Consider the following 22,541-nt stretch of genomic DNA (forward strand, 5'->3'; position numbering starts at 1 on the left):
CGTACAGATTTAGGAGATTCAGAACATGGCAGCTAAAGACGTAGTATTCGGCGACGCCGCCCGTGCCAAGATGGTCGAAGGCGTGAACATTCTCGCCAACGCAGTCAAGGTTACCCTGGGCCCGAAGGGTCGCAACGTGGTGCTGGAGCGCAGCTTCGGCGGCCCGACCGTGACCAAGGACGGTGTGTCCGTGGCCAAGGAAATCGAGCTGAAGGACAAGCTGCAGAACATGGGCGCGCAAATGGTCAAGGAAGTGGCTTCCAAGACCAGCGACAACGCCGGTGACGGTACCACCACCGCAACCGTGCTGGCCCAGTCGATCGTGCGCGAAGGCATGAAGTACGTTGCCGCCGGCATGAACCCGATGGACCTGAAGCGCGGTATCGACAAGGCTGTGGTGAACGCGGTTGAAGAGCTGAAGAAGCTGACCAAGACCACCACCACCAGCAAGGAAATCGCCCAGGTTGGCTCGATCTCCGCCAACAGCGACGAAGTGATCGGCAAGCTGATCGCTGAAGCGATGGACAAGGTCGGCAAGGAAGGCGTGATCACCGTGGAAGACGGCAAGTCGCTGGCCGACGAGCTGGAAGTCGTGGAAGGCATGCAGTTCGACCGCGGCTACCTGTCGCCGTACTTCATCAACAACCCGGAAAAGCAGGTTGTTGCCCTGGAAAACCCGTTCGTCCTGCTGTTCGACAAGAAGATCTCGAACATCCGCGACCTGCTGCCGGTGCTGGAACAAGTGGCCAAGTCGGGCCGCCCGCTGCTGATCATCGCTGAAGACGTCGAGGGCGAAGCCCTGGCGACCCTGGTGGTGAACAACATCCGTGGCATCCTGAAGACCGCTGCTGTCAAGGCTCCGGGCTTCGGCGACCGCCGCAAGGCCATGCTGGAAGACATCGCCATCCTGACCGGCGGTGCAGTGATCGCTGAAGAAATCGGCCTGACGCTGGAAAAGGCAACCCTGCAAGAACTGGGTCAAGCCAAGCGCATCGAAATCGGCAAGGAAAACACCATCATCATCGACGGCGCCGGCGACGCAGGCTCGATCGAAGCACGCGTGAAGCAGATCCGTGCCCAGATCGAAGAAGCGACCTCGGACTACGACCGTGAAAAGCTGCAAGAACGCGTGGCCAAGCTGGCCGGCGGCGTTGCAGTGATCAAGGTTGGAGCCGCCACCGAAGTCGAAATGAAGGAAAAGAAGGCACGCGTGGAAGATGCACTGCACGCAACCCGTGCAGCCGTGGAAGAAGGCATTGTCCCCGGCGGCGGTGTGGCACTGCTGCGCGCTCGCGCTGCCATCGCTGGCCTGACCGGCGACAACGCTGACCAGAACGCGGGCATCAAGATCGTGCTGCGCGCCATGGAAGAGCCGCTGCGCCAGATCGTGCTGAACGCTGGCGAAGAAGCCTCGGTCGTCGTGGCCAAGGTCATCGATGGCAAGGGCAACTACGGCTATAACGCCGCCACCGGCGAGTACGGTGACCTGGTGGAAATGGGCGTGCTGGACCCGACCAAGGTGACCCGCACCGCGCTGCAGAACGCTGCTTCGGTCGCTTCGCTGATGCTGACCACCGACTGCGCAGTTGCTGAAACGCCGAAGGATGAATCGGCTCCGGCAATGCCGGGCGGCATGGGCGGCATGGGCGGCATGGGCGGCATGGACGGCATGATGTAAATCTGCCGGCCCGCCAAACGGCAGCCTGCTGTACCCGTAGTAGCAAAAACCCCGCTGGCGCGAGCCGGCGGGGGTTTTTGCTTGTGGGGCGACGGTATGCGGGGCGATATGGGCAAGCTGCGCGCCGTCGCCGGAAAGCCTCAGAGCTCCACGGTATAGCACCAGTCGAAGGCCGGGTTCTCCAGCTCGCCGGTCTTGCGGCGGATATAGCCGCGCGGGTTGCACACCACGCGCGCATCGTCGAGGCGGTAGTCGAAGCCCGTATGCGTATGGCCATGCACCCACAGGTCGGCCTGCGCGACCAGGTCCGGGCGGCGCGAGATAAAGCCGGCGGAGACCAGGTCGTGGGAGAAGCGCGGGTCGAGGCTGCCCAGATCCGGCGCATGGTGGGTGACCACCACCGTCTTGCCGGCAAAGGGCGTGGCGAGCTGCGCCGCGAGCCAGGCGCTGGCGGCCTGGTGCCGCGCCAGGGCATCGGCCACGGTGAAGCGGCGGTGCTGGCCGTTGCCATCCGCCACCTCGATCAGGCGGTGGTCGACCATCACGCCCGCGCAAGCCAGCATCGACTCCTCGCGCCGGCCGGCGCCGAACAACGCGTAGTCGGTCCACCAGGTGGTGCCGATCACGCGCACCGGTTCGCCCGCAAGATCATCGAAATAGGCAACGGCATCATTGAGCACCCGCACGTGCGGCGCCGCCTGGGAGGCTTGTGCCATGGCGGCGTCGACCGTTTCGAAGGCGCCCTCGTAGTACTCGTGATTGCCCGGCACATAGACCACCGGCCCCGAAAAGGTGCGCGCGGCCCAATCGACGCCGGCGCGGCCGTTGGCGATATCGCCGGCCAACACCACCAGGTCGGCGGGGCAGGCGGGGACTGACTCCGGCGCGTCGTGTTCGAGGTGCAGATCGCTGAGGATGCGGATTCTCATGCTGGCTCCATGCGGGTGTGCGCTGGCGCAGGCGCGCACGTGCATGGATTCTTCAGAAAAGCGCCGGCCCGGTCAAGGCCGGCGTGGCCCTCAGAAGACGCCCGGTAAAACGCGGTAGTGAACCTTGCCCCGATAGGCCCGGTACTCGGGATCCTCCGACAGCAGCGCTTCCACGCGGGCGATGCGGATCCCCTGCAGGACAAACTGCCCGGCGAACACCAGCACGTTCTGCAGCCCGAAGTTGGCCAGCAGGAAGCCGATGTCGGTGGCGAGGTAGCCCAGGTAGATCGGATGACGAACGAGCCGGTAGGCGCCATCCGACACGATTCCGCGGTTGGCCGGCAGGATGCCGAACGAATAGCGCAGCGAGGCCTTGGCGAAGATCTGCCAGGCCAGCCCGGCGATCTGCAGCCCGGCGCCGATCGCCTCCGGCACGATGCGCGTGCCGGGCGCAAGCTGGATGGCCATGAAGTAGTAGGTGCCCCCGAGTGAGCAGAGGACGGCGACGAAACTCCAGTCGCGCCGCGCCGGCACCCGTACGATCAGTGACAGCCCGACCGTCAGGCATTCCGTCACGACGATCAGCAGCAGCGTGATGCGCGTCGGCTCGGCGAGCCAGTGCGTGATAGCCGCGTAGGCGAACAGGCCGAGGAGCAGGGCGGTGGCGATGCGCAGGCCCATCTCAACCACGATCTCGCGGGGCCGCAGTGCCATGGGCGGGGGCGTCCCGACGAACTCAACGGATTTGCTGTCGTACATGATTTCTCCCTGAAAAGGCACCACTTCTGGATCGCAATTGCAACGCGTTCATACCATCCCGCGCTTTACCCGTTTGCCTGCCGCACCGTCGCCACCCGTGGCCCGTATCCCGTGTCCCGTGTCCCGCTCACTTGGAAATGCGCAGGATCTCCGAAGCCAGCTTGGAAAAACACGGTTTGAGGCCGCTGATGTTGGCGGCGTAGCAATAGACGCCTGACGGCTGGGCGCTGTTGTACAGAGGCGCATCCGGCGTGTTGGCCAGGTTCTTGAGCAGGTCGGCGTTGAAGCCGCCGTTGCCGTCCAGTCCCAGGGTAAATATGTACACGCCGTTGCTGCGCAGGTAGGTGGCCATCTCCACCGGCACGTTGGTCGAGGCGTTGTAGATGTTCTGGGCGTTGAAGGTGGAGTCGACGACGTAGGGCACCGAAGTGGGCGTGATCGGGAACTCGTGGTCGGCCGCGTTGTGGGCGTTGTAGTACGCAGGCATCTGGGTCGGCGTGACCGTGGTGGTGGTGGAGGTGGAGGTGAAGATGCCGGGCGTCTTGCCGTCCCCCGAGCTGCCGCTGGTCTGCGTCGAACTCGAGCTGAGATTCGCGCAGGCGCCGGTCATCTTGGTGTTTTGCTGGTTGATCTGGTAGAAGCCGCCAACGCTGGAGCTGGGCGAGCTGGTCGTGGCGCTGCCCGCGCAGAACGTGGTGCCGTTGACCGTGCTGCTGGTGGTGTTGCTCGTGCTGCTGCTCTTGCAGGCCTTGCCCTTGCTGTTGCAGGTGGTCGTGGTGATGGTGGTGGTGGTGCTCGTGCTGGTGTCCATGCGGTAGCTGGCGGCCAGCGTATTGGGCTCGCCGTCTGAGAAAAGCACCACCACGCGCAGGCTCGACCGGTTGCTGGTCGCGATGCTGTTGAGCTGCGAGCGGGCCTGCCACAGCGCTTCCGCATAGTTGGTGTTGCCGCCGTTGGAGAGGTTGGTGATCGTGTTCTCCATGACCGTGCGGTTGAACCCGCGCTGCGTCGTGTTGATGTTGATATCCGAAACAGCCCCGGTTGAAAAATGCACCAGGCCCACGCGGTCCTCCGTGGGGCTGAACTGTTCGAGGAAGCTGTTGGCGTTCGCCCTGACCGTGCTCCATACGGGACCCATCGAACCCGATGAATCAATGATGAAGATCAGGTCAAGGTCCTTGCGGATGGACTGCGATGTCGCGGCCACGGCGATATTGTTGAAGCCGAGAATCTTCATCAGCGAAAGCGGCATCGTCGCCGTGGCGGAGACGCCGATGGTGATCGCCCCCAGCGTGGGCGTATCGAAGTTCACTGTCACCGGATTCAGCGAGGGCGTGGCGCGCAGGTAGCCCGTGGGATAGTTGGCGTAGAAGAAGTTGTTGGCGGCCTGGCGGGCATTTGCCGCCTGGTCGGCCTGTGTGGTGCCGTTGGTGACCGCCTTGGCCGCGGCGACCGCGGCGGAGTCCACGGCGGCATTCAGCTTGGCCTTGGTCACATAGGCCATGCCGGCATCCACGGCCAGCCCGACGACGCCCAGCAGCCCGATCACCAGCAGGCCCGCGATGATGGTGATCTGCCCCCGTTGCTTGTCAGCGTGTTGCAGTTTCATGGCTGCTCCTTGGCGTTCCTTGTTTCAGAACGAGGTGACCGAGTACAGGTTGGGCCCGATGTTCGGCATTTTCAGCACGCCCATCGTCAGGCCCTTGAAGTACATGTCGAAGTTGTAGTAAGACTCGACGACGTAGACGATCTGGCCGTCGCTCAGCAAGCCCGTCATGGCGTTCGCGGTGGGCGACGAGGTGCCGCCGGAAGGCAGGCCGGCGCAACTGCCGTCGCTCGCCCATGAGCCGCTGCCGCTGCCGCAGTTCCACACCAGGCTGCCCGGCACGGAGCCGCCTAGCGACCAGCCGCCCGTCCAGCGGTACTGCTCAAGCACGATGTTGCGCACCGTGCAGTTACCGCCGGCGCAGTTCTCGGCGTCGCCCATGACCTTGGTGATGTAGATCATGCCGCGCTGGCTCATCTTCAGCGGCGGCGTGGTTTGCGCCAGAGCCACCATGATGTCCTGCGGTGTGTAGGCCGCGCTGCGCGAGGCCAGGTTGGCGCCTTCGCGGGTCAGGTTGACCAGGATCAGGTTGGCCTGGATGGCCCGCGCGAAATCGATCACGGGCAGCGTCAGGAAGATGAAGATCGGCAGCAGGATGCCGAACTCGATCGCGGCGATGCCGCGCGCTGCCTGCCTGCGGCGCAGTGGACGGGTGCGTTTCATCAGAAGGCCTCGTTGCGCATGGTGGCGGCGACGCTGAAGTTGTACTTGCCGCCAGTGGACGTGAAGAAGGCCGCGACCATCGGCGTGAGCAAGGGCCAGGAGCAATTGACCTGGATCACCACAAGGTCGCCGGCGGCGCCGAACATGCTGCCGCCGCTGGCCTGGCTGGTGCCGTTGACCCAGGTGGTGACCGTCGCGTTCGACATGTCGTACACCCCCAGAGAGCTGTCGTGGATCTTCGTCAGCACGGCCACGTAGCGCTGCTGCGAACTGGTATGCGGATCGAGGTTGTCCTGTCCGGTGACCGCATAGCGCGCGCCTTCGCGCACGGCGTGCTGCATGGTCAGGTTGGCCCACATCATCATGCCGAAGTCCGCGATCGAGAACAGCAGCAGGAAGAACACGGGGGCCACCAGCGCGAACTCGACCGCGCTGGCGCCGCGTTGCCGCCGGGAAGTCTTGGTGTCCAGGGTTTGCATGTCGTAGCCCCTTGTGGATTGCGGCGGTACCGGTGCCAGTACCGGTGCCAGATACGCGGCCCGCTAGCTGGTGCCCATCATGAACGGCATCAGCGAGCGATAGAACTGGATGGCCGGCGAGCCAAGCAGCACCACGAACAACGACGGCAGGATGAAGAAGATCAGCGGGAACAGCAGTTTCACCGCGATCTTTGCCGCGCACTCCTCTGCGTACTGGCGGCGCTTGACGCGCAGTGTGTCCGCGTGCACCCGCAGCGAGTCCGACACGCTTGTGCCGAAACGGTCCGCCTGGATCAGCATGCTGACCAGCATGTCGACGTCTTCCACGCCCGTGCGCAGCGCCAGGTTGCGGAGCGCCTTCTCGCGTGACAGGCCGGCGCGCAGCTCCAGCACCAGCAACTCAAGCTCCTCGCCCAGCGCGTTGCGGTTGGCGCGCAATTCCTCGACCACCTTGAGCAAGGCCGCGTCGAGCGCCAGGCCGGCTTCCACGCACACCGTGATCAGGTCGAGCGCATCTGGGAAGTTCTCGAAAATCTCCAGCTTGCGTTGACGGATGCGCCTGCGCAGCACCAGGTCCGGCAGGTAGAAGCCGGCGATCGCCACGCCCAGCAGCGCGGCGGGCAGCAGGCGTGGGCTGTCCTCGCTGATCACGCCGCCCGTCAGCACGAACAGCAGCAAGGGGAAGAGCAGGGCCAGCGCGGTCTTGGCGGCGAAGTAGACCGGCACCGCGGAGGGGCTGCGCCAGCCGGCGTTCATGAAGCGGGTGCGCAGGGCGGAGCCGTCCCAGCCGTCCTTGGGCAGGGACAGCTTGGCCAGCGGCTTGGACACCCGTTCCAGCTTGCGCATCCAGTCGGCCTGCAGCGCGGACGGGGTGGCATCGTCGGGGGCAGCGGCCCGGGTCACCTGCGTGATGCGCCGCTGCAGCGCATCGCTGCGCAGCAGCATCATGGCGGCCAGCGTGACTCCGAAGGCCAGCAAGAAGGTGAAGACCAGGAGGAGGATTTGCTCGAGTCTCATGATTGTGTTGGGCGGCGCCCATCCTTTCCTAAGTTGAACTTGTCCCTGCCTAGATATGGATACGCACTATCCTGCGCATCCACACCAGGCCAAGCACCATCAGAGCGATGGCATAGCCGACGATCCACGGCCCGCTGGGATCCGTCACCAGCGGCGTGAGGAAATCCGGGTTCAGGAAAAACATGGCGCCCGCCACGCCGAAGGGCATCAGCGCCAGGATCACGCCAGAGAGCCGTCCCTCGGCCGAGAGCACACGCACCTGGCCCAGCAGCTTCATGCGTTCGCGGATGATGTGGCTGACGTTGCCGAGGATCTCGGCCAGGTTGCCGCCGGATTCGCGCTGGATCATCACGGCGATCACCAGGTAGCGCAGGTCGGGCAGCGGCGCGCGGGTGGCCAGGTTGTTCAGCGCGTCGTGCATCGAGGCGCCGTAGTTGATTTCGTCGAAAGCCAGGCGGAACTCCGCGCCGAGCGGATCAGGCAATTCGTCGCCGGCCATGTCGAGCGCGCTGGAGAAGGAGTGCCCGGCGCGCAGCGCGCGGCTCATCATGTCGGCTCCTTCGGGCAGCTGCGCCTCGATCTGTTGCAGGCGGCGGCTGCGGCGTCGGTTGACGAACCACAGCGGCACCGGCAGCCAGCACAGGCCCGCGGCGGCGGCCGGCAACGCAGCCAGGTCCAGCAGCAGGCTGATCACGTAGAGTGCCGCCGCCGGCAGCAAGGTCAGGCCGAGAAAGGTCGACACGTTCCAGTAGAGGCCGGACTGCATCAGCAGGCGGTCCAGCGCCTGGACGCGCGGCGTCTTGCGCAGCAGGTTCGCGAAGAAGGCCGAGCCGCTCAGCTGGCGCTGCTTGATGATGGACGAGGTCTCGCCTTGCCAGGCCGTCTGCGCCACTGCGCGCAGGCGCCGTCCCAGGCGCCGCGCGCTGGCGCTGTGCTTGCGCTGCCACCACTGGTAGCCCACCACGATCAGCAGCACGATGGCGATGAAGAGCGAAAGGCCGAAGCCAGCGAGGGTCGTGTTCATGGCGTGGTCTCCTGCGCAGCGTGCGGGTGGGTCATACGTCGAAGCGCAGCGAGGGCTCGAACAGCCGGTCCGGCACGCTCAGGCCGAACGAATGCAGCCGTTCGCAAAAATGCGGCCGCACGCCGGTGGCGCAGAAGTGCCCCTTGACGCGACCTTCCGCGTTCACGCCGGTGCGTTTGAAGGTAAAGATTTCCTGCATGTTGACCACATCGCTCTCCATGCCGGTGATCTCCTGCACGCTCATCAGCTTGCGCCGGCCGTCGGTCAGGCGCGACACCTGCAGGATCACGGTGATCGCCGAGGTGATCTGCTGGCGCATCGTCTTGGGCGGCAGCGCGAGGCCGGCCATGCTGACCATGTTCTCGAGCCGGGTCAGCGCGTCGCGCGGCGTATTGGCGTGGATGGTGGCGAGCGAGCCTTCGTGCCCGGTGTTCATCGCGTGCAGCATGTCGAGCGCTTCCGCGCCGCGCACTTCGCCGAGGATGATGCGGTCCGGGCGCATGCGCAGCGCGTTCTTGACCAGCGCGCGTTGCGTGATCTCGCCCCGGTCCTCGATGTTGGGCGGGCGCGTCTCCAGGCGCAGCACGTGGTCCTGCCGGAGCTGCAGTTCCGCCGCATCCTCGATGGTGACGATGCGTTCGCTCGGCGGGATAAAGCCCGAGAGGATATTGAGCAGCGTGGTCTTGCCGCTGCCGGTGCCGCCCGAGATCAGGATGTTCAGCTTGGCCTTGACCATGGCCTCGATCAGCTGCGCCATCGGCGGCGTGAGCGTCTGCAGCTCCACCAGGTCCTTGACCATCAGCGGATTGACGGAGAAGCGCCGGATCGACAGCAGCGGGCCGTCCACTGCCGACGGCGGGATGATCGCATTCACGCGTGAGCCATCGGGCAGCCGCGCATCCACCATCGGGCTCGATTCATCGATGCGCCGCCCTACGCGCGACACGATCTTGTCGATGATCTTCATCAGGTGGGCATCGTCGTTGAAGGTCACCCCCGTCAGTTCCAGCTTGCCGCGGCGCTCCACGTAGACCTGCTTGTACGTATTGACCAGGATGTCCGAGACGGTCGGGTCGCTCAGCAGGGGTTCGAGCGGGCCGAAGCCGAGCATCTCGTCGCGCACGTCCGACACCAGCCGCTTGCGCTCGGTTTCGTTGATGGGGATATTGCGTTCGTCGATGATGCGCTCGACCAGCAGCGCCAGCTCGCGCCGTACCTGCTCCGGCGAGAGGCGCTGCAGTTTCTCCAGTTCCACGCGTTCGATGATGGCTTCGTGGATCTCCGTCTTGAGCTGCTGGTAGGCCGCGTTCGCGGTGTTGCTGGCAGCGCCGATGCGCTCGGTGATGGTTTCGCCAGCCTTCTCGTAGAGTTGTTCACGCAATGACATGTCGGTTCTCCGCTGCGCGCCTGGCGCCGATGTGTTTGATCAGGGCTGGCTAGGCATGCTTCTCGATGCGCAGGCCGGTGCCGGCCTGGCTGCCGCGATGTCCCAGCAGCTTTTGCAGCAACCCGTCCTCTTTCTTTGCCGCGCCCGGCTAGACGCTCTCGACCATCTGCACCAGCGCGCGCGAGATTGCGCTGCGCTCGGCCAGTTGCAGCACCGGCACGCCCTGGTTGCTGGCGTCGCGTGCCGGCTTGGGATCCGACGGCAGCATGTGCGCGACCTTTGCGCCCAGCGTCTCTTCCAGCGTGTGCAGGTCCACCGGCGGGTTCTTCTCAAACTGGTTGATCACCATGTGCAGGCGCTCGGTGGGATAGCCCAGCGAGTGGAAGATCTCCATCAGATGCCGCCCGGCGCGCAGGTAGGGCAGGGTGAGTTGCAGCACTGGATAGATCCTGTCGCTGTGGTCCAGCACCATGATCGAGGAAGGGTTGATGTCCTGGCCCACGTCAAAGATGATCACGTCGTATGCCGGGCGCACCAGGTCGAGGATGCTCTCGAGATGGGCTGCCTTGATATCCCCCGCCTTCACCGGGTCGCCGGCTCCGGCGATGACGTCGAAGTTGGGATGCGCATGCGTGATGCACGCGTCGAGCAAGGCCAGGTCCAGCCGGTCGACTTGCTGGCAGATGTCGGTGAGCATGGCCGGCGGCGCCTTGTCCGTGACCAGAAAGGCGGCATCGCCGAACTGCTGGACCAGGTCTACCAGCAGGACGCGCTTGCCGCGCGTGGCGGCAATGGCATAGCCGAGGTTGGCGGCGACGAAGGTGGTGCCGCTGCCGCCTTTGCAGGAGGTGAAGGTCAGCGTGCGGGCCTCGGCCTCGGCGCTGCCGTGCGGCTTGATCGCCAGGCGTTCCAACTCGTCGTTGAACTCGCGGGGGTCCAGCGGCCAGCGCAGCACGCTGCGCACGCCCATGCGCATGGCGCGCATCAGCAGCTCGGAGGTTGGCGAGGGCGTGACCAGGATGCAGGGCACGTCCCCCGGCTCCGGAAAGCGCTGGCGCAGGCGTTCCAGCACGTTGAGGCTGAAATCGTCCGCCTGCAGGATCAGGAAATCGGATGGGTGGATCAGTCCGGCCATGCCGAGCGCCCGCTCCGGATCGGTGCAGACCAGTTGTACCTGCCGCTGCGTCGCGACCTGTCCGGCCATCGCGGACATTTGCCGGGCCCGCGTCTCGTCGGCCGAGACCAGAATTAGCTTTGCCATCTCGATATCTCCCAGTTTGCGGATCGGCCTCGCGGTCAGGGCGTGGAGCCCAAGGACGATGAGCTGCCCACCCCGATCGCGTAGGCGTTCCCGTCGCTCGGCGGGTTGCGGTACGATGAGTTGTAGCGATCCAGGGCAAAGGTGGCGCTGCGCGCATCGACCCCGGTCACCGGGTCCGCGTTCGCCGACGCGTCAGGGTTGAGCGTCTGCATGGCACGCACGGTGCGCACGGCGTCGCCGAAGTGGGCGTCGTACACCGGCGTGGTGGTCATGCAGCCGGCCACGCCGGCCGCCGCGGCAGTGACGGCAAGCCGGGAGAGTCGTGCAGGTAGGTTGTGGAAGTTCATGATGTTCCCCTGTTCTTTGCGTTCCGTTGGCATCGGGCTCATTGCGTTGAGTCCATGCTCGACGCCGGCGCCGCGGGCGAGCCAGGCAAGGTAGCGTCGGCGGTGGTTTGCGCTGCCATGGCGCCGGCGGTGGATGCCGGCATGAGCGCGCCAGCGTTGGCCGTGTCGCGCGCGCCGCTCGCGGGCGAGGTGCTGGTGGTGGGCGCGGCCGGTGCCGGTGCCATGGGTGCGGGAGGGGCGCCAACGGGGGCCGGTGGCATGGGAGGCGGCGCGGTGACCGCGGGATGGCCTTCCATGTTGCCGTTGATGAAGACCTCGCCCGGGGTCGGCGCGCCGAAGGAGTCCGTGGGCATCGGATAGTTGGCCGGCAGCGGCTTGACTAGCCGGGGCGTGACCACGAACAGCAGTTCGCTCTTGTCCTGCTGGAAGTTGGTGCTGCGGAACAGGTTGCCCAGCACGGGCAGCTCGCCCGCGCCCGGCAGTGCCTTCAGGCTTCCCGTGACGTTGCTCTTGATCAGTCCGCCGATGGCAAAGCTCTGGCCGTCCATCACCTGCAGCGTGGTGGAGGCGCGGCGGGTCGTGATCAGCGGCAGGATGGTGGTGCCACTGAGATTTGGCGCGCTGAGCGCTACGCCGGTCGGCGAGAGCTCGGAGACCTCGGGCGCCACCTTCAGGTTGATCCGGCCGTTGGCCAGCACGGTCGGCGTGAAGCGCAGGCCGACGCCGAAGGTTTCCTCCTGCAGCGTGATGGTCGTGCCGCCGGCGCTGGAGGCTTGCGGCACCGGGATGAATACTTTGCCGCCCGCGAGGAAGCTGGCTTCCTGGCCGCTGATGGCCATCAGGTTGGGCTCGGCCAGCACCTTGACCAGGCTGTCGCCTTTCTGTGCATCCACGTGGAAGTTGAAGGGCAGGTTGTTGGACTTCATCCCGGAGATCACGCCGGCGCCGCCCGAGAGGAAGTTGGCAAGCAGCCCAAAGCTCCAGCTGCCGAACGCGCCGTTCAGGTTGGCCGAGGCGCCGAGCTGGTCGATCAGCGTCTTCGATACTTCCGCCACCTTGACTTCCAGCATCACCTGCTGCGGCGAGTCCACCGTCATCATGTTGATGATGCGCGGACTGCGCAGCGGCTGCGCGCCGTTGCCGCCGGCGGGCGCGCCGAGCATGCCCAGCCCGCCCATGCTGTTGCCGGCCATGGCGAGCATCGGGTTTGCCACGGGGACGCCGATCTGCTGCTGCGGCGCCTGCAGCGGGCTGCGGGTTTGCCGCACGACGAAGGCGTTGGCGATGTCGATGACCATCTGCGCGACGGTGGAGTCGGGCACGTTGCCGCTGAGCACCAAGCTGTCCGCGGCAGAGGCAACGCGCACCTGGCGGGCCTGGGGCAGCAGTTCGTGCAGGGTCGACTGCAAGCCGCCCGGGTCGGCGCCGACGGTCACGTCGATGACCGAGCAACTGCCGCTCTTGCCCTGCACGATCATGTTTGTCGTTCCGACATCCAGGCCGAGCAGGTAGAGGGTTTGCGGCGACACCAGCATGGCCTGCACCACGCTGGGGTTGCCCAGCGTGCGCGTGCGCACCGCTTCCGGCAGCGAGATCATCCGCGACTTGCCAACCGGCACCTGCACCTGCTGCGGCTCGCGCGCGGCGCTGGTGCAGTTCGGCCCGCGGCTGATGCCCGCGTCGGGGGCGGCGGCGGCACGCTGGCCGCGCCGATGGTGAGCTGGATCGGGCCGGCGGCGGCCAGTTTCATCGCCTGTTGGGTGCCCGGCGCGGTTTGCGCGGCAGCCGCGGCATCGGCGGCTTGCGCCTGTTCGCTGGCCAGCCAGACGCTGGTCAACGACAGCACGGCCAGCGCGGTGAGGCTCCGCCTTGTGGGGCCGCTGCGCGGCGCGCTGGCGCGCGGGCTGCCCTCCTGGTGGTGGTCTCGGTCCATTTGAATTCCCCCGGTTGTTGACCCCATCGGCTGGGGCCGGCATTTGGCAATGTCAACGTCTGTGCGTTAGAAGCATTCTTGGTTTTGCTGCATGCCGCTGATCACGCCTACGCAGTTGGTGGCGATCTTCTTTTCTGTGAGGCGATGCACGACCTGGACGGCCTTGACCACCACCGGCGCGGCCACCGCGGCCTTGAGCACCGGCTCGTTGAGCAGGCTGCGCTTGGTGGCGCCGGCGGTGTCCACGGGATGCGGGTCGATCTGGTTGCGCAACACCAGCGAGAGCGTGCCCACGCTGCGCGCCAGGTCGAGCTTTTCCGCTTCCTCGGGCGAGACTTCGAGCGTCACGGCGTTCACCACCTTGGGTTTGGTCTCGTCGCGATTGACCTCTTGCGCGATGGCCAGCACCAGGATCTTCTCCAGCACGATCTTCGAGATCGACTGTTCGTTCTGCGTGGTGTTCTCGCCCTTGGTGGTGTCCTTCTGGGTGTTCACGATGATGTCGACGAAGCTGCCCGGCAGCGCGAAACCCGCCACGCCCACCACGTCGTTTACGCGCACCGTGATGGCACGCTTGCCGTCGGCAATCACCGCGGAGAGTCCGCCGCGGGTGCCAATGGGCGTGAGCTTGGATTCCAGGATGGGCTCGCCGCGCATGACGCTGGACTTGGTCACCCGTCCGTCGATCAGTTTCTGGTCGGTCAGCGCGCCGGGCGGCAGGCTGTCGCGCGGCCAGTCGACGGCCTTGACGAATTCGGGCGCGAGCCGTTGCCCCAGGTTGATGTCGGTCGCGGCCACCACCACCTTGGTCACGCTGCCCGAGCTTTGCTGCATCATCCAGCGCGAGGCCAGGACAACGGCTGCCAGGCCGGCCAGGGCCGCCACCAGCAGCATCACGATTGCGCGTACATTTCTCATTTGATGGTCCTCCCCAGTTTGAATCCCGGCGTCGGCGCGCCGCCAGGCGATGCGCGAGCGCGTCCCTTGGCTGTCACGCCAAACTCCATGTCAGCGGTGCCGCGTGGCGGCGTTCAGTTGCAGGCGGAGATGCGGCGTCCGTGGCCGTGCGCGCTCCGGCGGCAGCGCAGCAGCGCGGCACGCGTGCGCCGGTGTGCGAGCCATTGGCGATAGAGGCCGGTATTCTCGCGCCGGCGCTTATGCGACGGCGCGGATGAGGGTGGGGCGGTGGACAGGTGCTCGCGCATGATGGTTCTCTCCCTTTTCTCAGCCCACTGGCGGGGCCTGTGTACCGATGTCCGTCGCGTAGCGCTGCGTACCTCAGAGCGTGCCTGCCATGACCAGCAGGACGCCGCCTGCCATCGCGACGGCGTAGGGCAGGCGTGCGGTTGTTTCCATCTGGTCGTTGCCCGTCGCAGTGGCGCGCCAGCCAAACGGCAGCCACAGCAGCCGCGCAGACAGGCTCGCCAGGGTCTGGCGCGCGTGTTTGCGTGTCAGCATGATGGTCACCGCCATCACGCCGCCAAGCAGGAAGCTGGCGACCACGATATGCAGTGCGGCTTGCACGCCCACGAAGGCGCCGATGCTTGCCATCAGCTTGGCGTCTCCGGCGCCCAGCGCGCCGATCAGGTAGAGCACGAGGAACGGTGCCAGGCCGGCCGCCGCCCCGGTTAGCCACGCCCAGCTGCCTGCGCTAATGCCGTGGCCGAAGACCTGCACGAGCCATGCTGCCTGCAAGCCTGCCAGCACCAGCCAGTTCGGAATCCGGTGGCTGCGCAGATCGCTGATCGCGGCAATGCCGAGCATGGCGAGCAGCAGTCCGTTGGCGGTGAGGTCGAGTGCGCGCATGGCATGCCTCCGTGGGCAGGCGTTCTTGTTACGGGTGTTGGCTCTTGCGTTCGTGTTCGCTACGGCCCTGCCAGCGGCAGAGGCTGTCAGGGCCGTGCGTGCCGCACCAGGCCGCGGCGGTGAGAGCGGTCTGGATGTTGGTCCAGATGGTCGTCACGGCAGTCTTGATCAGCGGTCCGGCTGTCACCATGCAGAGCGCCACGAACGCAAGCAGCAGTGCGTATTCGATCCCGGCGGCCCCGTCCTCTTCACGTGCAAAACGCTTGATGCCTTCGAACATGGTGTTCATGTCCTTCTCCTTCACGTCATGGTTTAAAGGGAAAAAGCGCCCGCTGAAGTTCGGGCACAAGATTCGGCTGGGGACGCCAGCCATGGCCAAGATGGGGGATGTCACGATGACGCGGTGCACGCTAGCGCTACAGCGATGCAGAGATCGCTGTCCCCCGGTGCGCAACACGACAAGGTGGGCCTCCCAGCTCCACCATTTTCCAGGGGATCATCCGGCTGGCTTGCCACCCGGCTGGCCCTCACCTGGCGCGTTGCCGCTGATGCGGCTTATGGCGCCTGGGTAGGTGCCGCGGGCCGATTCTTTTCCTCCCTCAGGAATCGGTCCCGCGCCTGAAAGTGCTACAAGACTGCTTTTGTGATCGCTGCACCGGCGCGTTGATGATCACCGTGTGCGGCGTGGGCCATGGATTCTCAAAATTGCGCTGGCCCGGCGCTCAACCTCCCCGCGAAGCAACCCCTGTCACGGCCGCCGCTTCACCCCCGTCAAGTCTGTTGTCGTGATGTCTGTGCTGGTGGTTCTGAAACCCCTTGGCTCCGGCATCCTTGGCGACCCATTTTTGTGTTTCGGTCGCTCTGCTCTTTGTAACGAGGATAAGAGCGACGAACGTGCCAGAGGTGCTAAGTCTTTGATTTAATGCGTGATGTTTTTTTGGCACTTGTTACACGCGACGTTTCTTGTAACAAGATGTTTCCTTGTTGTTACTGCTTGCCAGCTGTTTGCTTGCGCCGCAACATGGCGCGGAACGCAAAGAGTGATGCGTTCCGTGCCTACCTGTGCCGCCAAGTGCTTAAAAGGGCGCCTAAGAGGCTTTTTGCGGGCCCCTCCCGGATCCGGCGCCAGGGATTTTGCGATGGCGTATCCGGGTGGTGGAGCAGTCGCCGCACGACCGTGCGAATGGTTGCAGTGGTGATACTCCCCAGCACGAACGGGTTATCCGCCCTAGTGCACGCGGACATTGCGACAGGTGCCGCGACAGGGCGGGGAGTGCGCCAGAAGCGTACTCCGGCGACAAAAGATGTAGCCGGACAGGAGGACGAATGTTGGCTGGCTCACATTGGCCCGGGCGCTTCCTCGTCTTGTTGGATGACCTGGGAACTTCCTACGATGCTCGCGGGATACGGTCGATTTGGTTGCATTCCTGATACATTGCTGGCCGCTATGCCGGGATAAGAGATATCGTCACGCGGCGTGCGGGCACCGCGGTTAGCCGACGCATCGCTAATTTGCACAATTCACGGGGAGAAAACAGGATGCAGCTAGACAACAATGCGTTCCACGCGACGGCATACGAGCAGCCGGCCGCGACGGTGCGTCCTCTGCGGTTCGAGTTCATCGGCTCGGGCTCCGAGTTTTTCCGCATCTGGATCGTCAATACCTTGCTGACCATTGTCACGCTGGGCATCTACTCGGCCTGGGCCAAGGTCCGCACGATGCAGTACTTCTACCGCAACACGCGGCTGGACGGCGCGAGCTTCGATTACCACGGCCGTGCCTCCGCCATCCTCAAGGGCCGCGCCATCGTGTTTGGCCTGGCGATGGTGTTCCAGCTTGCCAGCCATATCTCCTTGTTCCTGACATTGGCGCTGGGCCTGGCGCTGGCGGTGGTGTTTCCGTTGCTGCTGGTGCGTTCCCTGCGCTTTCGCATGGCGAACTCCAGCTACCGCGGCCTGCGCTTTGCCTTCACCGGGGGCGATGCCCAGGCCTACAAGGTGTTCCTGCTCTGGCCCGTGCTCACGGTGCTCTCCCTGTATGCGCTGGCGCCGCTCGCGCATCAGCGCTTCAAGCAATACCAGCATGACAACACCCGCTTCGGCACGGCGCCCTTCGGCATCAGCGCGAGTGCGGGCGGCTTCTATGGTGTTTACCTGCGCGCGTTCGGCATGATGGTGGCTGTCGTGGTGGGAACGAGCATTGCCGGCGGCATGCTGGGCAAGGGCATCGGTGCCGGGATTGGCGCCGGCATGGGGGCGGGCATCGGCGCGCCGGCGGTGGCGGGGATCATGGCCGTCATCGGCTTCTTCGTGGCGATGCTAGCCGTCGGCCCCTTCTTCATGGCACGGCTGCAGAATCTGGTGTGGAACCACACCACGCTGGCGCCGCACGCGTTTCGCAGCGAGGTTGGCGCGGGCCGCCTGTTCTTTATCTTTGTCACCAACATGATCGCCAACGCGCTGACGCTGGGCCTGTTCCTGCCGTTCGCGCGGGTGCGTTCGATGCGCTACCGTATCGAGAGCATGACCATGCTTGCGGCGGCGCCGCTGGACGCCTTCGTGGCTGGCGAGACGCAGCAGGTGGGCGCGCTGGGCGACGCCGCTGTGGACTGGTACGACATCGATATTGCACTGTGACCACGCCCATCGCTCCGCCCACTTCATTTTCTCCGCTACGAAGGTCCTGATGAAGGTTCCCCCGATGCCACGGCCGCCGCCCCGGTAGCCGCCACTTACTTCGATGGCCGCTCGTCGCGAGCGCATCGGGTGAGGCTGTCTATCGAAGGGCGCGACGCGGTGCTGCGCGAAGCCGATGGCACGGTGCTGCGCCGCGCGCCGCTGGCCGCGCTGCGCGTCTCCGAGCGGGTCAAGCGTGCGCCGCGCCTGGTGACGTTTGCCGACGGCGCCTTCTGCGAGGTCACCGACCACGCCGGCTTTGCCGCGCTGCTGGGTGCCAGCGGCCACCGCGAAAGCTGGGTGGTGCGTGCGCAAAACAGCTGGCGGCTGGCGCTGCTGTCCGTGCTGGGCCTGGCCGCGGCGCTGTTGCTGGGATATTTCTACGTATTGCCCTGGGGCGCCGGCGTGGTGGCGCGCAGCGTGCCGCCGGCGCTGGAAGCCCGGCTCGGCGAGGCCACGCTCGCCAGCATCGATCATGGCCTGCTCCTGCCTTCGGCCCTGCCGCAGGCGCAGCAGCAACGGATTCGCGCCGACTTCGCCGCGCTCGTGCGTCCGGCCGATCCGGGCCACGCGTACAAGATCCTGTTCCGCCACGGCGGCCGGCTCGGGGCCAATGCGCTGGCGCTGCCGGGTGGCACCATCGTGGTGACCGATGAGCTCGTCAAGCTGACCGGCGTGGGTCCGGGCCTCATGGGCGTGCTCGCCCACGAGGCCGGGCACGTGGCCGAGCGCCATGGCCTGCGGCAGATCCTCCAGGCCTCGGCGGTGGGCGCGCTGGCGGCTTATTTCTTTGGCGACTATTCCACGGTGCTGGCGGGCGTGCCTGCCGCGATCCTGACGCTGCGCTACTCGCGCGACCATGAGCGCGCGGCGGATGCGTATGCGGTGGAGGTCATGCAGCGCAACCACTTGCCGGTGTCGGCGTTTGCCGATGTCTTGCAGGCGCTGGAAGACGCCCACACCCGGCAGGCGGAAGTCCAGGCAGCCAAGGCCGATGGCGGGAGCGAGGCCAGCGCGCCAGTCGCCTCCGGCGAGCGCGAAACCAAGCGGGAGCGCCGCAGCCGGCGGGCCGCGGAGGATGGCGGCAACAACGGGGATAACGACGAGGGCGACAGCTTCTTCTCTACCCATCCGCTCACGCGCGAGCGCATCGAGGCGCTGCGGGCGGCTGGCCGCTGAGCCTCAGCTGCCTGGCTGCGGCGCATCGAGTGGCGCGTCAAGGGGCGCGTCAAGTGGCGCGTTCGGGGCTACGGCCGCCACCTGGCCTTGCAGCCAGCCATGGAACCGCAGGATGGCCTTCTCGCGCGGGTTGCCTTCTCGCCAGGTGACCCAGTAGTGCAGGCTGGACGGGATGCGCGTGGTGCCGATCTGCACCAGTTCGCCGCTGGCAAGGTAGTCGCTGGCGAGTTGCAGGCGCGCGGTGGCCACGCCCAGCCCCGCCACCGCCGATTGCAGCATCATGCCCGCGTCCTGGAAGATCGGCCCGCGCTCGGGCTCCGTGCCGGGCAGGCCGGCGCTTTCCAGCCAGTCGCGCCACGGCCGCAGCGCGAAGCGCAGCATCGGCAGGCGGGGCAGGTCGGCCAGCTTGAAGCCGGGGTAGCGTGCCAGCAGCGCCGGGCTGGCGACCGCAATCACATGGTCCTCGATCAGGTTGTGGCAGGCAAAGCCGGGCAGGTCCACGCGCTGGTGCCAGATGCCCACATCCACCGAGTACGGATCGGGCGGTGTGATCTCGGCGTGCAGCCGCAGGTGCAGGTCCAGTCCCGGCAGGGCCGCGTGCAGGCTTGGCAGGCGGCGAATGAGCCACGCGTTGGCCAGGTCGGCCATGACGCTCACCTCCAGCCGCACCACCTGCGGGGCGCCACCGTTGCTGGCCTCGCGCAGGCCGTCTTCCAGTTCAGCCAGCCCGTCGCGAATCCGCTCGGCCAGCCGCGCGCCCACATTGGTGGGGATCATCAGGTGGCCGGTGCGCTGGAACAGCTTGGTGCCCAGCTTGTCTTCCAGCGCGCGCAGATGGTGGCTGATGGCGCTGTGGGTCAGCGCCAGTTCTTCCGCGGCGCGGGAGAAGCTGCGGTGGCGGGCAGCGGCCTCGAGCGCCCGCAGCGCCTGCAGCGCTGGCAGGTGCGGCGCGCGCTGCGCGCGCAGGGGCTCGGGCGGCGGGGCGGGTTCAGCCGGCCCGGCGGGCAAGCTGGACTGGCCGGGCAGGCCGGGCTTGGTGGTTTTAGGACGTCGGGAGATCATTGCCGTCAAATTCTACTCACAATTGCGGCGGGTATCTTTCGTTGGTGTTGCGCGCGGCGACTGACGACAATGCAGACATGACTTCTACCAATGTATCCACCCCTGCCACTGCCGCGCCTTCTCCTGCCTCACTGGCTGGCGATCCCGCGCTGGCCGCTGCGCGCTGGCGCGTGCTTTGCATCTTTTCGCTAGGTTTCCTGGTCTCCTATATCTTCCGGGGCGTCAACCTGGGCTTCGCGCCGCATCTGATCCGCGAGATGGGGCTGGGCGCTGCCGACCTGGGGCTGCTGACCAGCTTCTACTTCCTGGGGTTTGCCTGCGCCCAGTTGCCGGCCGGGCTGATGCTCGACCGCTTTGGCCCGCGCCGCACCGAGGCCGCGTTGCTGCTGGTGGCGGTGGCCGGCGCGCTGGTGTTCGCCTCGGCGACCAGCATGGCCGCGCTGGCGGCCGGGCGCCTGATGATCGGCGTGGGCGTGTCGGTTTGCCTGGGGGCTGCCATCCAGGCCTTGTCGATCTGGTTCCCGCTGTCGCGCATGCCCTTGCTCAACGGGGTGGTGATGGCGATCGGCGGGCTGGGCGCCGTCGTGGTGGGCGCGCCGCTGGGCTGGCTGCTGTCGTGGACCGACTGGCGCACCGTAAGCTACGGGCTGGCCGGGTTGACGCTGGCCATGGCGGCGCTGCTGTGGCTCGGTGCGCCCGAGACCAGCCGCGCTGGCAAGCAGCGCCTTGCCGAGCAGTTACGCGGCACCTGGCAGGTCTTGCGCAATGAGCGCTTCCTGCGCGTGGTGCCGCTGGCCCTGTTGAATCAAGGCGTGTTCCTGGCGGTGCAGACGCTGTGGGTCGGTGCCTTCCTGCGCGACGTGGCCGGATACTCGCCGGAGCAGGGCGCTCGCCTGGTGTCGGTGATCGGCTTTGCCATGATGGGCGGTTGCGTTTGCGCCGGCTGGGCCGCGCGCCACCTGGAGCGTGCCGGCGTGAGCCTTTACACCTTCGCGGGCGTTGGCATGAGCGGGTTCATCGTGATCCAGTGCGTGATCATGGCGGGTGTGCCGCTGCCGCCGGCCTTGCTGTGGGCGGCCTATGGGGTGTTCGGCTCCAGCGGCATCCTGGCCTATGCCGTGCTGGCGCGCAGCTTCCCCGACGCGTTGATCGGGCGCGCCACCACGGCGCTGACCTTGACGGTGTTCCTGTCCACCTTTGCCTGCCAGGTCGGCATCGGGCTGCTGCTGGACCTCTGGGCCGCCGATGCAGGCCGCTACCCGAAGGCGGCGCACCTGACAGTGTGGGGCGGGCTGGTGGCGCTGCAGGTGCTGGCCGCGCTGTGGTACATGCTGGGGCGCGTCGCGGCAGCAGCGCTACAGCATGACCGGCCGGTCGTCGAGCTCGTTCGGATTGGGCCGGTCGCCAGCGGGGAAGTGGGCGGCGAGCTGATGGTGGATTTTTCCACCGCCGCCAGCACGGGCTTGACCGATAGCTCCCGCGCCAGCCCGCTCGCCAGTTCGTTGCAGATGGCGCGCCAGGTCTGCGGGCCGACGCGTGCATCGATGCCGCGGTCGGCCAGCAGCTCCACCGCGTGATCGGCCAGGTTGATGTAGAGCAGCACCCCGGTGTGGCCTTCGGTGTTCCATACCTCCAGCGCGCCGAACAAGGCGCGGGCACGCTCGCGCGGGGTGGTGCCAGAGAAGGCCAGCGCCACGGGCAGGCTGGATTCGATCACTACCCGGATTTCGCCGTGATGCCGCTGCTCGCCGGCGCGCACCGCCTGCTGCAGTTGCTGCTGGGCGTCGGCGGGGAAGTGCTTGCTGGCGGCGCCGGGGCGCGTGCCAAGATGGCGCAGGGCGCGTTTGAAGTGTGGCATGTGTCGTTACCAGTTGCCGGAGGCGCCGCCTCCGTCGAAGCCGCCACCGCCACCGCCACCACCACCGAATCCGCCACCGCCACCGCCTCCTCCGAAGCCGCCGCCGCCGCCGCCGCGTCCCCAGCCGCCACCCCCGAGACCGCCAAGGGTGCCGCCGAGTCCGCCGGCGGCCGCGTCCCAGCCACGCCCGCGCGTCACGATCGGCGAGCCGCCCGAGCGGCGGGCCGCGGAGATGAAGAAGAACAGGATGATGGCGAGCGGGAACAGCACCGGCAGCCAGTCGGTCCACGAGCCGCTCGGGGCGGCTTTGCGGCCGGCCTGCGGGCCGGGCAGGGCTTCCTTGTCGATGGTGGCCTGGATCGCCGAGACGCCGGCCGCGATGCCGCCGTAGAAATCGTTCTGGCGGAAGTGCGGCGCCATCACGTCTTGCAGGATGCGCTTGGACATGGCATCGGTCAGCGAGCCTTGCACGCCGCGCCCCACTTCCAGGCGCATCTTGCGCAGGCCGGGCGGGTTGTCCTTGGCGATCAGCAAGATCACGCCATCGTCGATGCCCTTGCGCCCGGCGCGCCAGGCGTCGGCCACGCGGATGCTGTAGGCGTCGATGGGCTCGGGATCGGTAGTGGGCACCATCAGCACGAAGATCTGGCTGCCGCGCTGCTGCTCATACTCGGCCAGCACGTTTTCCAGCGCGCTGCGCTGGCTGGCGCTGAGCGTGCCGGTGAGGTCGGTCACCCGCTGCGTGAGCGGCGGCACCGCGACAAAGCCGTCGCCGGCGGCCATGGCCGGGGACGCCAGCAGCGCGCCCAGCCACAGCAGCAGCGCCAGCATGGCGGCTGTCCAGCCACTGCGCTCAGAGAGATTCCGCATAAGCATG

At 66.5% G+C, this 22,541-nt stretch carries 18 protein-coding genes and 4 pseudogenes; 4 read left to right on the forward strand and 18 right to left on the reverse strand.

Translation table 11 applies throughout. The annotated features are described in order from the left end of the window. Positions 1 to 25: 25 nt before the first annotated feature. On the forward strand, positions 26 to 1,678 hold the full coding sequence (gene groL, locus OMK73_RS33445) for a chaperonin GroEL (RefSeq protein WP_267605762.1): 1,653 nt from the start codon (positions 26 to 28) through the stop codon (positions 1,676 to 1,678). Positions 1,679 to 1,818: 140 nt separating this feature from the next. On the opposite strand, the gene OMK73_RS33450 is transcribed toward groL, so the two are convergent. The 15 genes and pseudogenes from OMK73_RS33450 to OMK73_RS33520 form a co-directional block, all read right to left on the reverse strand. Then, positions 1,819 to 2,607, reverse strand: coding sequence for a metallophosphoesterase (locus tag OMK73_RS33450; protein WP_267605763.1), 789 nt, complete (start codon positions 2,605 to 2,607; stop codon positions 1,819 to 1,821). A gap of 90 nt (positions 2,608 to 2,697) precedes the next feature. Continuing rightward, positions 2,698 to 3,366 carry a methyltransferase family protein gene (locus tag OMK73_RS33455; RefSeq protein ID WP_267605766.1) on the reverse strand — a complete coding sequence of 223 codons (669 nt, stop codon included), beginning with the start codon at positions 3,364 to 3,366 and terminating at the stop codon, positions 2,698 to 2,700. A gap of 127 nt (positions 3,367 to 3,493) precedes the next feature. Beyond that, on the reverse strand, positions 3,494 to 4,975 hold the full coding sequence (locus OMK73_RS33460) for a vWA domain-containing protein (RefSeq protein WP_267605769.1): 1,482 nt from the start codon (positions 4,973 to 4,975) through the stop codon (positions 3,494 to 3,496). Positions 4,976 to 4,999: 24 nt separating this feature from the next. Then, positions 5,000 to 5,635 (reverse strand): TadE family protein, encoded by a 636-nt coding sequence (locus OMK73_RS33465; RefSeq protein ID WP_267605771.1) that lies wholly within the window; start codon positions 5,633 to 5,635, stop codon positions 5,000 to 5,002. Next, positions 5,635 to 6,114: a TadE/TadG family type IV pilus assembly protein gene (locus OMK73_RS33470; protein WP_267605772.1), complete on the reverse strand. Its 480-nt coding sequence runs from the start codon at positions 6,112 to 6,114 to the stop codon at positions 5,635 to 5,637. The genes OMK73_RS33465 and OMK73_RS33470 overlap by 1 nt, the downstream gene beginning before the upstream one ends. 63 nt (positions 6,115 to 6,177) lie before the next feature. Then, a complete protein-coding gene (locus tag OMK73_RS33475; RefSeq protein ID WP_267605773.1) occupies positions 6,178 to 7,131 on the reverse strand; it encodes a type II secretion system F family protein in 954 nt (317 codons plus the stop codon). 49 nt (positions 7,132 to 7,180) lie between these two features. Then, positions 7,181 to 8,155, reverse strand: a complete 975-nt coding sequence (locus OMK73_RS33480; protein WP_267605774.1) for a type II secretion system F family protein — start codon at positions 8,153 to 8,155, stop codon at positions 7,181 to 7,183. A gap of 31 nt (positions 8,156 to 8,186) precedes the next feature. Next, positions 8,187 to 9,542 carry a CpaF family protein gene (locus OMK73_RS33485; RefSeq protein ID WP_267605775.1) on the reverse strand — a complete coding sequence of 452 codons (1,356 nt, stop codon included), beginning with the start codon at positions 9,540 to 9,542 and terminating at the stop codon, positions 8,187 to 8,189. 148 nt (positions 9,543 to 9,690) lie between these two features. Continuing rightward, positions 9,691 to 10,803, reverse strand: a complete 1,113-nt coding sequence (locus OMK73_RS33490) for an AAA family ATPase (RefSeq protein WP_267605777.1) — start codon at positions 10,801 to 10,803, stop codon at positions 9,691 to 9,693. Between the two features lie 35 nt (positions 10,804 to 10,838). Beyond that, positions 10,839 to 11,150 carry a hypothetical protein gene (locus tag OMK73_RS33495; RefSeq protein WP_267605778.1) on the reverse strand — a complete coding sequence of 104 codons (312 nt, stop codon included), beginning with the start codon at positions 11,148 to 11,150 and terminating at the stop codon, positions 10,839 to 10,841. A 38-nt stretch (positions 11,151 to 11,188) separates the two neighbouring features. Continuing rightward, a pseudogene (locus OMK73_RS33500) lies at positions 11,189 to 13,083 on the reverse strand (type II and III secretion system protein family protein). 66 nt (positions 13,084 to 13,149) lie between these two features. Next, positions 13,150 to 14,001, reverse strand: a complete 852-nt coding sequence (cpaB, locus tag OMK73_RS33505) for a Flp pilus assembly protein CpaB (protein WP_267605779.1) — start codon at positions 13,999 to 14,001, stop codon at positions 13,150 to 13,152. A 113-nt stretch (positions 14,002 to 14,114) separates the two neighbouring features. After that, a complete protein-coding gene (locus OMK73_RS33510; protein WP_267605780.1) occupies positions 14,115 to 14,288 on the reverse strand; it encodes a hypothetical protein in 174 nt (57 codons plus the stop codon). A gap of 73 nt (positions 14,289 to 14,361) precedes the next feature. Next, entirely contained in the window at positions 14,362 to 14,889 is a 528-nt protein-coding gene (locus OMK73_RS33515) for an A24 family peptidase (RefSeq protein ID WP_267605781.1), read from the reverse strand. A gap of 121 nt (positions 14,890 to 15,010) precedes the next feature. Then, positions 15,011 to 15,178: pseudogene (locus OMK73_RS33520) on the reverse strand (Flp family type IVb pilin); the annotation flags it as partial. A gap of 1,250 nt (positions 15,179 to 16,428) precedes the next feature. Here OMK73_RS33520 and OMK73_RS33525 point away from each other — a divergent pair. Both OMK73_RS33525 and OMK73_RS33530 read left to right on the forward strand, forming a co-directional pair. Beyond that, positions 16,429 to 17,526 (forward strand): YjgN family protein, encoded by a 1,098-nt coding sequence (locus tag OMK73_RS33525; protein ID WP_267605783.1) that lies wholly within the window; start codon positions 16,429 to 16,431, stop codon positions 17,524 to 17,526. Positions 17,527 to 17,655: 129 nt separating this feature from the next. Then, positions 17,656 to 18,744: a M48 family metallopeptidase gene (locus OMK73_RS33530; protein WP_267605784.1), complete on the forward strand. Its 1,089-nt coding sequence runs from the start codon at positions 17,656 to 17,658 to the stop codon at positions 18,742 to 18,744. A 3-nt stretch (positions 18,745 to 18,747) separates the two neighbouring features. On the opposite strand, the gene OMK73_RS33535 is transcribed toward OMK73_RS33530, so the two are convergent. Continuing rightward, on the reverse strand, positions 18,748 to 19,806 hold the full coding sequence (locus OMK73_RS33535) for a LysR substrate-binding domain-containing protein (protein WP_267605785.1): 1,059 nt from the start codon (positions 19,804 to 19,806) through the stop codon (positions 18,748 to 18,750). 77 nt (positions 19,807 to 19,883) lie between these two features. On the opposite strand from OMK73_RS33535, the pseudogene OMK73_RS33540 reads away from it, so the two are divergent. Further along, positions 19,884 to 21,143, forward strand: a pseudogene (locus OMK73_RS33540) (MFS transporter); the annotation flags it as partial. 18 nt (positions 21,144 to 21,161) lie between these two features. Here OMK73_RS33540 and OMK73_RS33545 read toward each other — a convergent pair. Then, a pseudogene (locus OMK73_RS33545) lies at positions 21,162 to 21,664 on the reverse strand (TPM domain-containing protein). Positions 21,665 to 21,670: 6 nt separating this feature from the next. Further along, positions 21,671 to 22,534, reverse strand: a complete 864-nt coding sequence (locus tag OMK73_RS33550; RefSeq protein ID WP_267605786.1) for a TPM domain-containing protein — start codon at positions 22,532 to 22,534, stop codon at positions 21,671 to 21,673. Positions 22,535 to 22,541: the final 7 nt, after the last annotated feature.

Source organism: Cupriavidus sp. D39, from assembly GCF_026627925.1.
Taxonomy (GTDB): Bacteria; Pseudomonadota; Gammaproteobacteria; order Burkholderiales; family Burkholderiaceae; genus Cupriavidus; species Cupriavidus ulmosensis.

Excerpts from the sequence above, each read along its gene's own strand:
- cpaB (WP_267605779.1), bottom strand. The coding sequence starts at position 14,001 with ATGAGAAATGTACGCGCAATCGTGATGCTGCTGGTGGCGGCCCTGGCC.
- OMK73_RS33495 (WP_267605778.1), bottom strand. The coding sequence starts at position 11,150 with ATGAACTTCCACAACCTACCTGCACGACTCTCCCGGCTTGCCGTCACT.
- OMK73_RS33480 (WP_267605774.1), bottom strand. The coding sequence starts at position 8,155 with ATGAACACGACCCTCGCTGGCTTCGGCCTTTCGCTCTTCATCGCCATC.
- OMK73_RS33490 (WP_267605777.1), bottom strand. The coding sequence starts at position 10,803 with ATGGCAAAGCTAATTCTGGTCTCGGCCGACGAGACGCGGGCCCGGCAA.
- OMK73_RS33535 (WP_267605785.1), bottom strand. The coding sequence starts at position 19,806 with ATGATCTCCCGACGTCCTAAAACCACCAAGCCCGGCCTGCCCGGCCAG.
- OMK73_RS33465 (WP_267605771.1), bottom strand. The coding sequence starts at position 5,635 with ATGAAACGCACCCGTCCACTGCGCCGCAGGCAGGCAGCGCGCGGCATC.
- OMK73_RS33450 (WP_267605763.1), bottom strand. The coding sequence starts at position 2,607 with ATGAGAATCCGCATCCTCAGCGATCTGCACCTCGAACACGACGCGCCG.
- OMK73_RS33515 (WP_267605781.1), bottom strand. The coding sequence starts at position 14,889 with ATGCGCGCACTCGACCTCACCGCCAACGGACTGCTGCTCGCCATGCTC.
- OMK73_RS33525 (WP_267605783.1), top strand. The coding sequence starts at position 16,429 with ATGCAGCTAGACAACAATGCGTTCCACGCGACGGCATACGAGCAGCCG.
- OMK73_RS33470 (WP_267605772.1), bottom strand. The coding sequence starts at position 6,114 with ATGCAAACCCTGGACACCAAGACTTCCCGGCGGCAACGCGGCGCCAGC.
- OMK73_RS33550 (WP_267605786.1), bottom strand. The coding sequence starts at position 22,534 with ATGCGGAATCTCTCTGAGCGCAGTGGCTGGACAGCCGCCATGCTGGCG.
- OMK73_RS33510 (WP_267605780.1), bottom strand. The coding sequence starts at position 14,288 with ATGCGCGAGCACCTGTCCACCGCCCCACCCTCATCCGCGCCGTCGCAT.
- OMK73_RS33475 (WP_267605773.1), bottom strand. The coding sequence starts at position 7,131 with ATGAGACTCGAGCAAATCCTCCTCCTGGTCTTCACCTTCTTGCTGGCC.
- groL (WP_267605762.1), top strand. The coding sequence starts at position 26 with ATGGCAGCTAAAGACGTAGTATTCGGCGACGCCGCCCGTGCCAAGATG.
- OMK73_RS33485 (WP_267605775.1), bottom strand. The coding sequence starts at position 9,542 with ATGTCATTGCGTGAACAACTCTACGAGAAGGCTGGCGAAACCATCACC.
- OMK73_RS33460 (WP_267605769.1), bottom strand. The coding sequence starts at position 4,975 with ATGAAACTGCAACACGCTGACAAGCAACGGGGGCAGATCACCATCATC.
- OMK73_RS33455 (WP_267605766.1), bottom strand. The coding sequence starts at position 3,366 with ATGTACGACAGCAAATCCGTTGAGTTCGTCGGGACGCCCCCGCCCATG.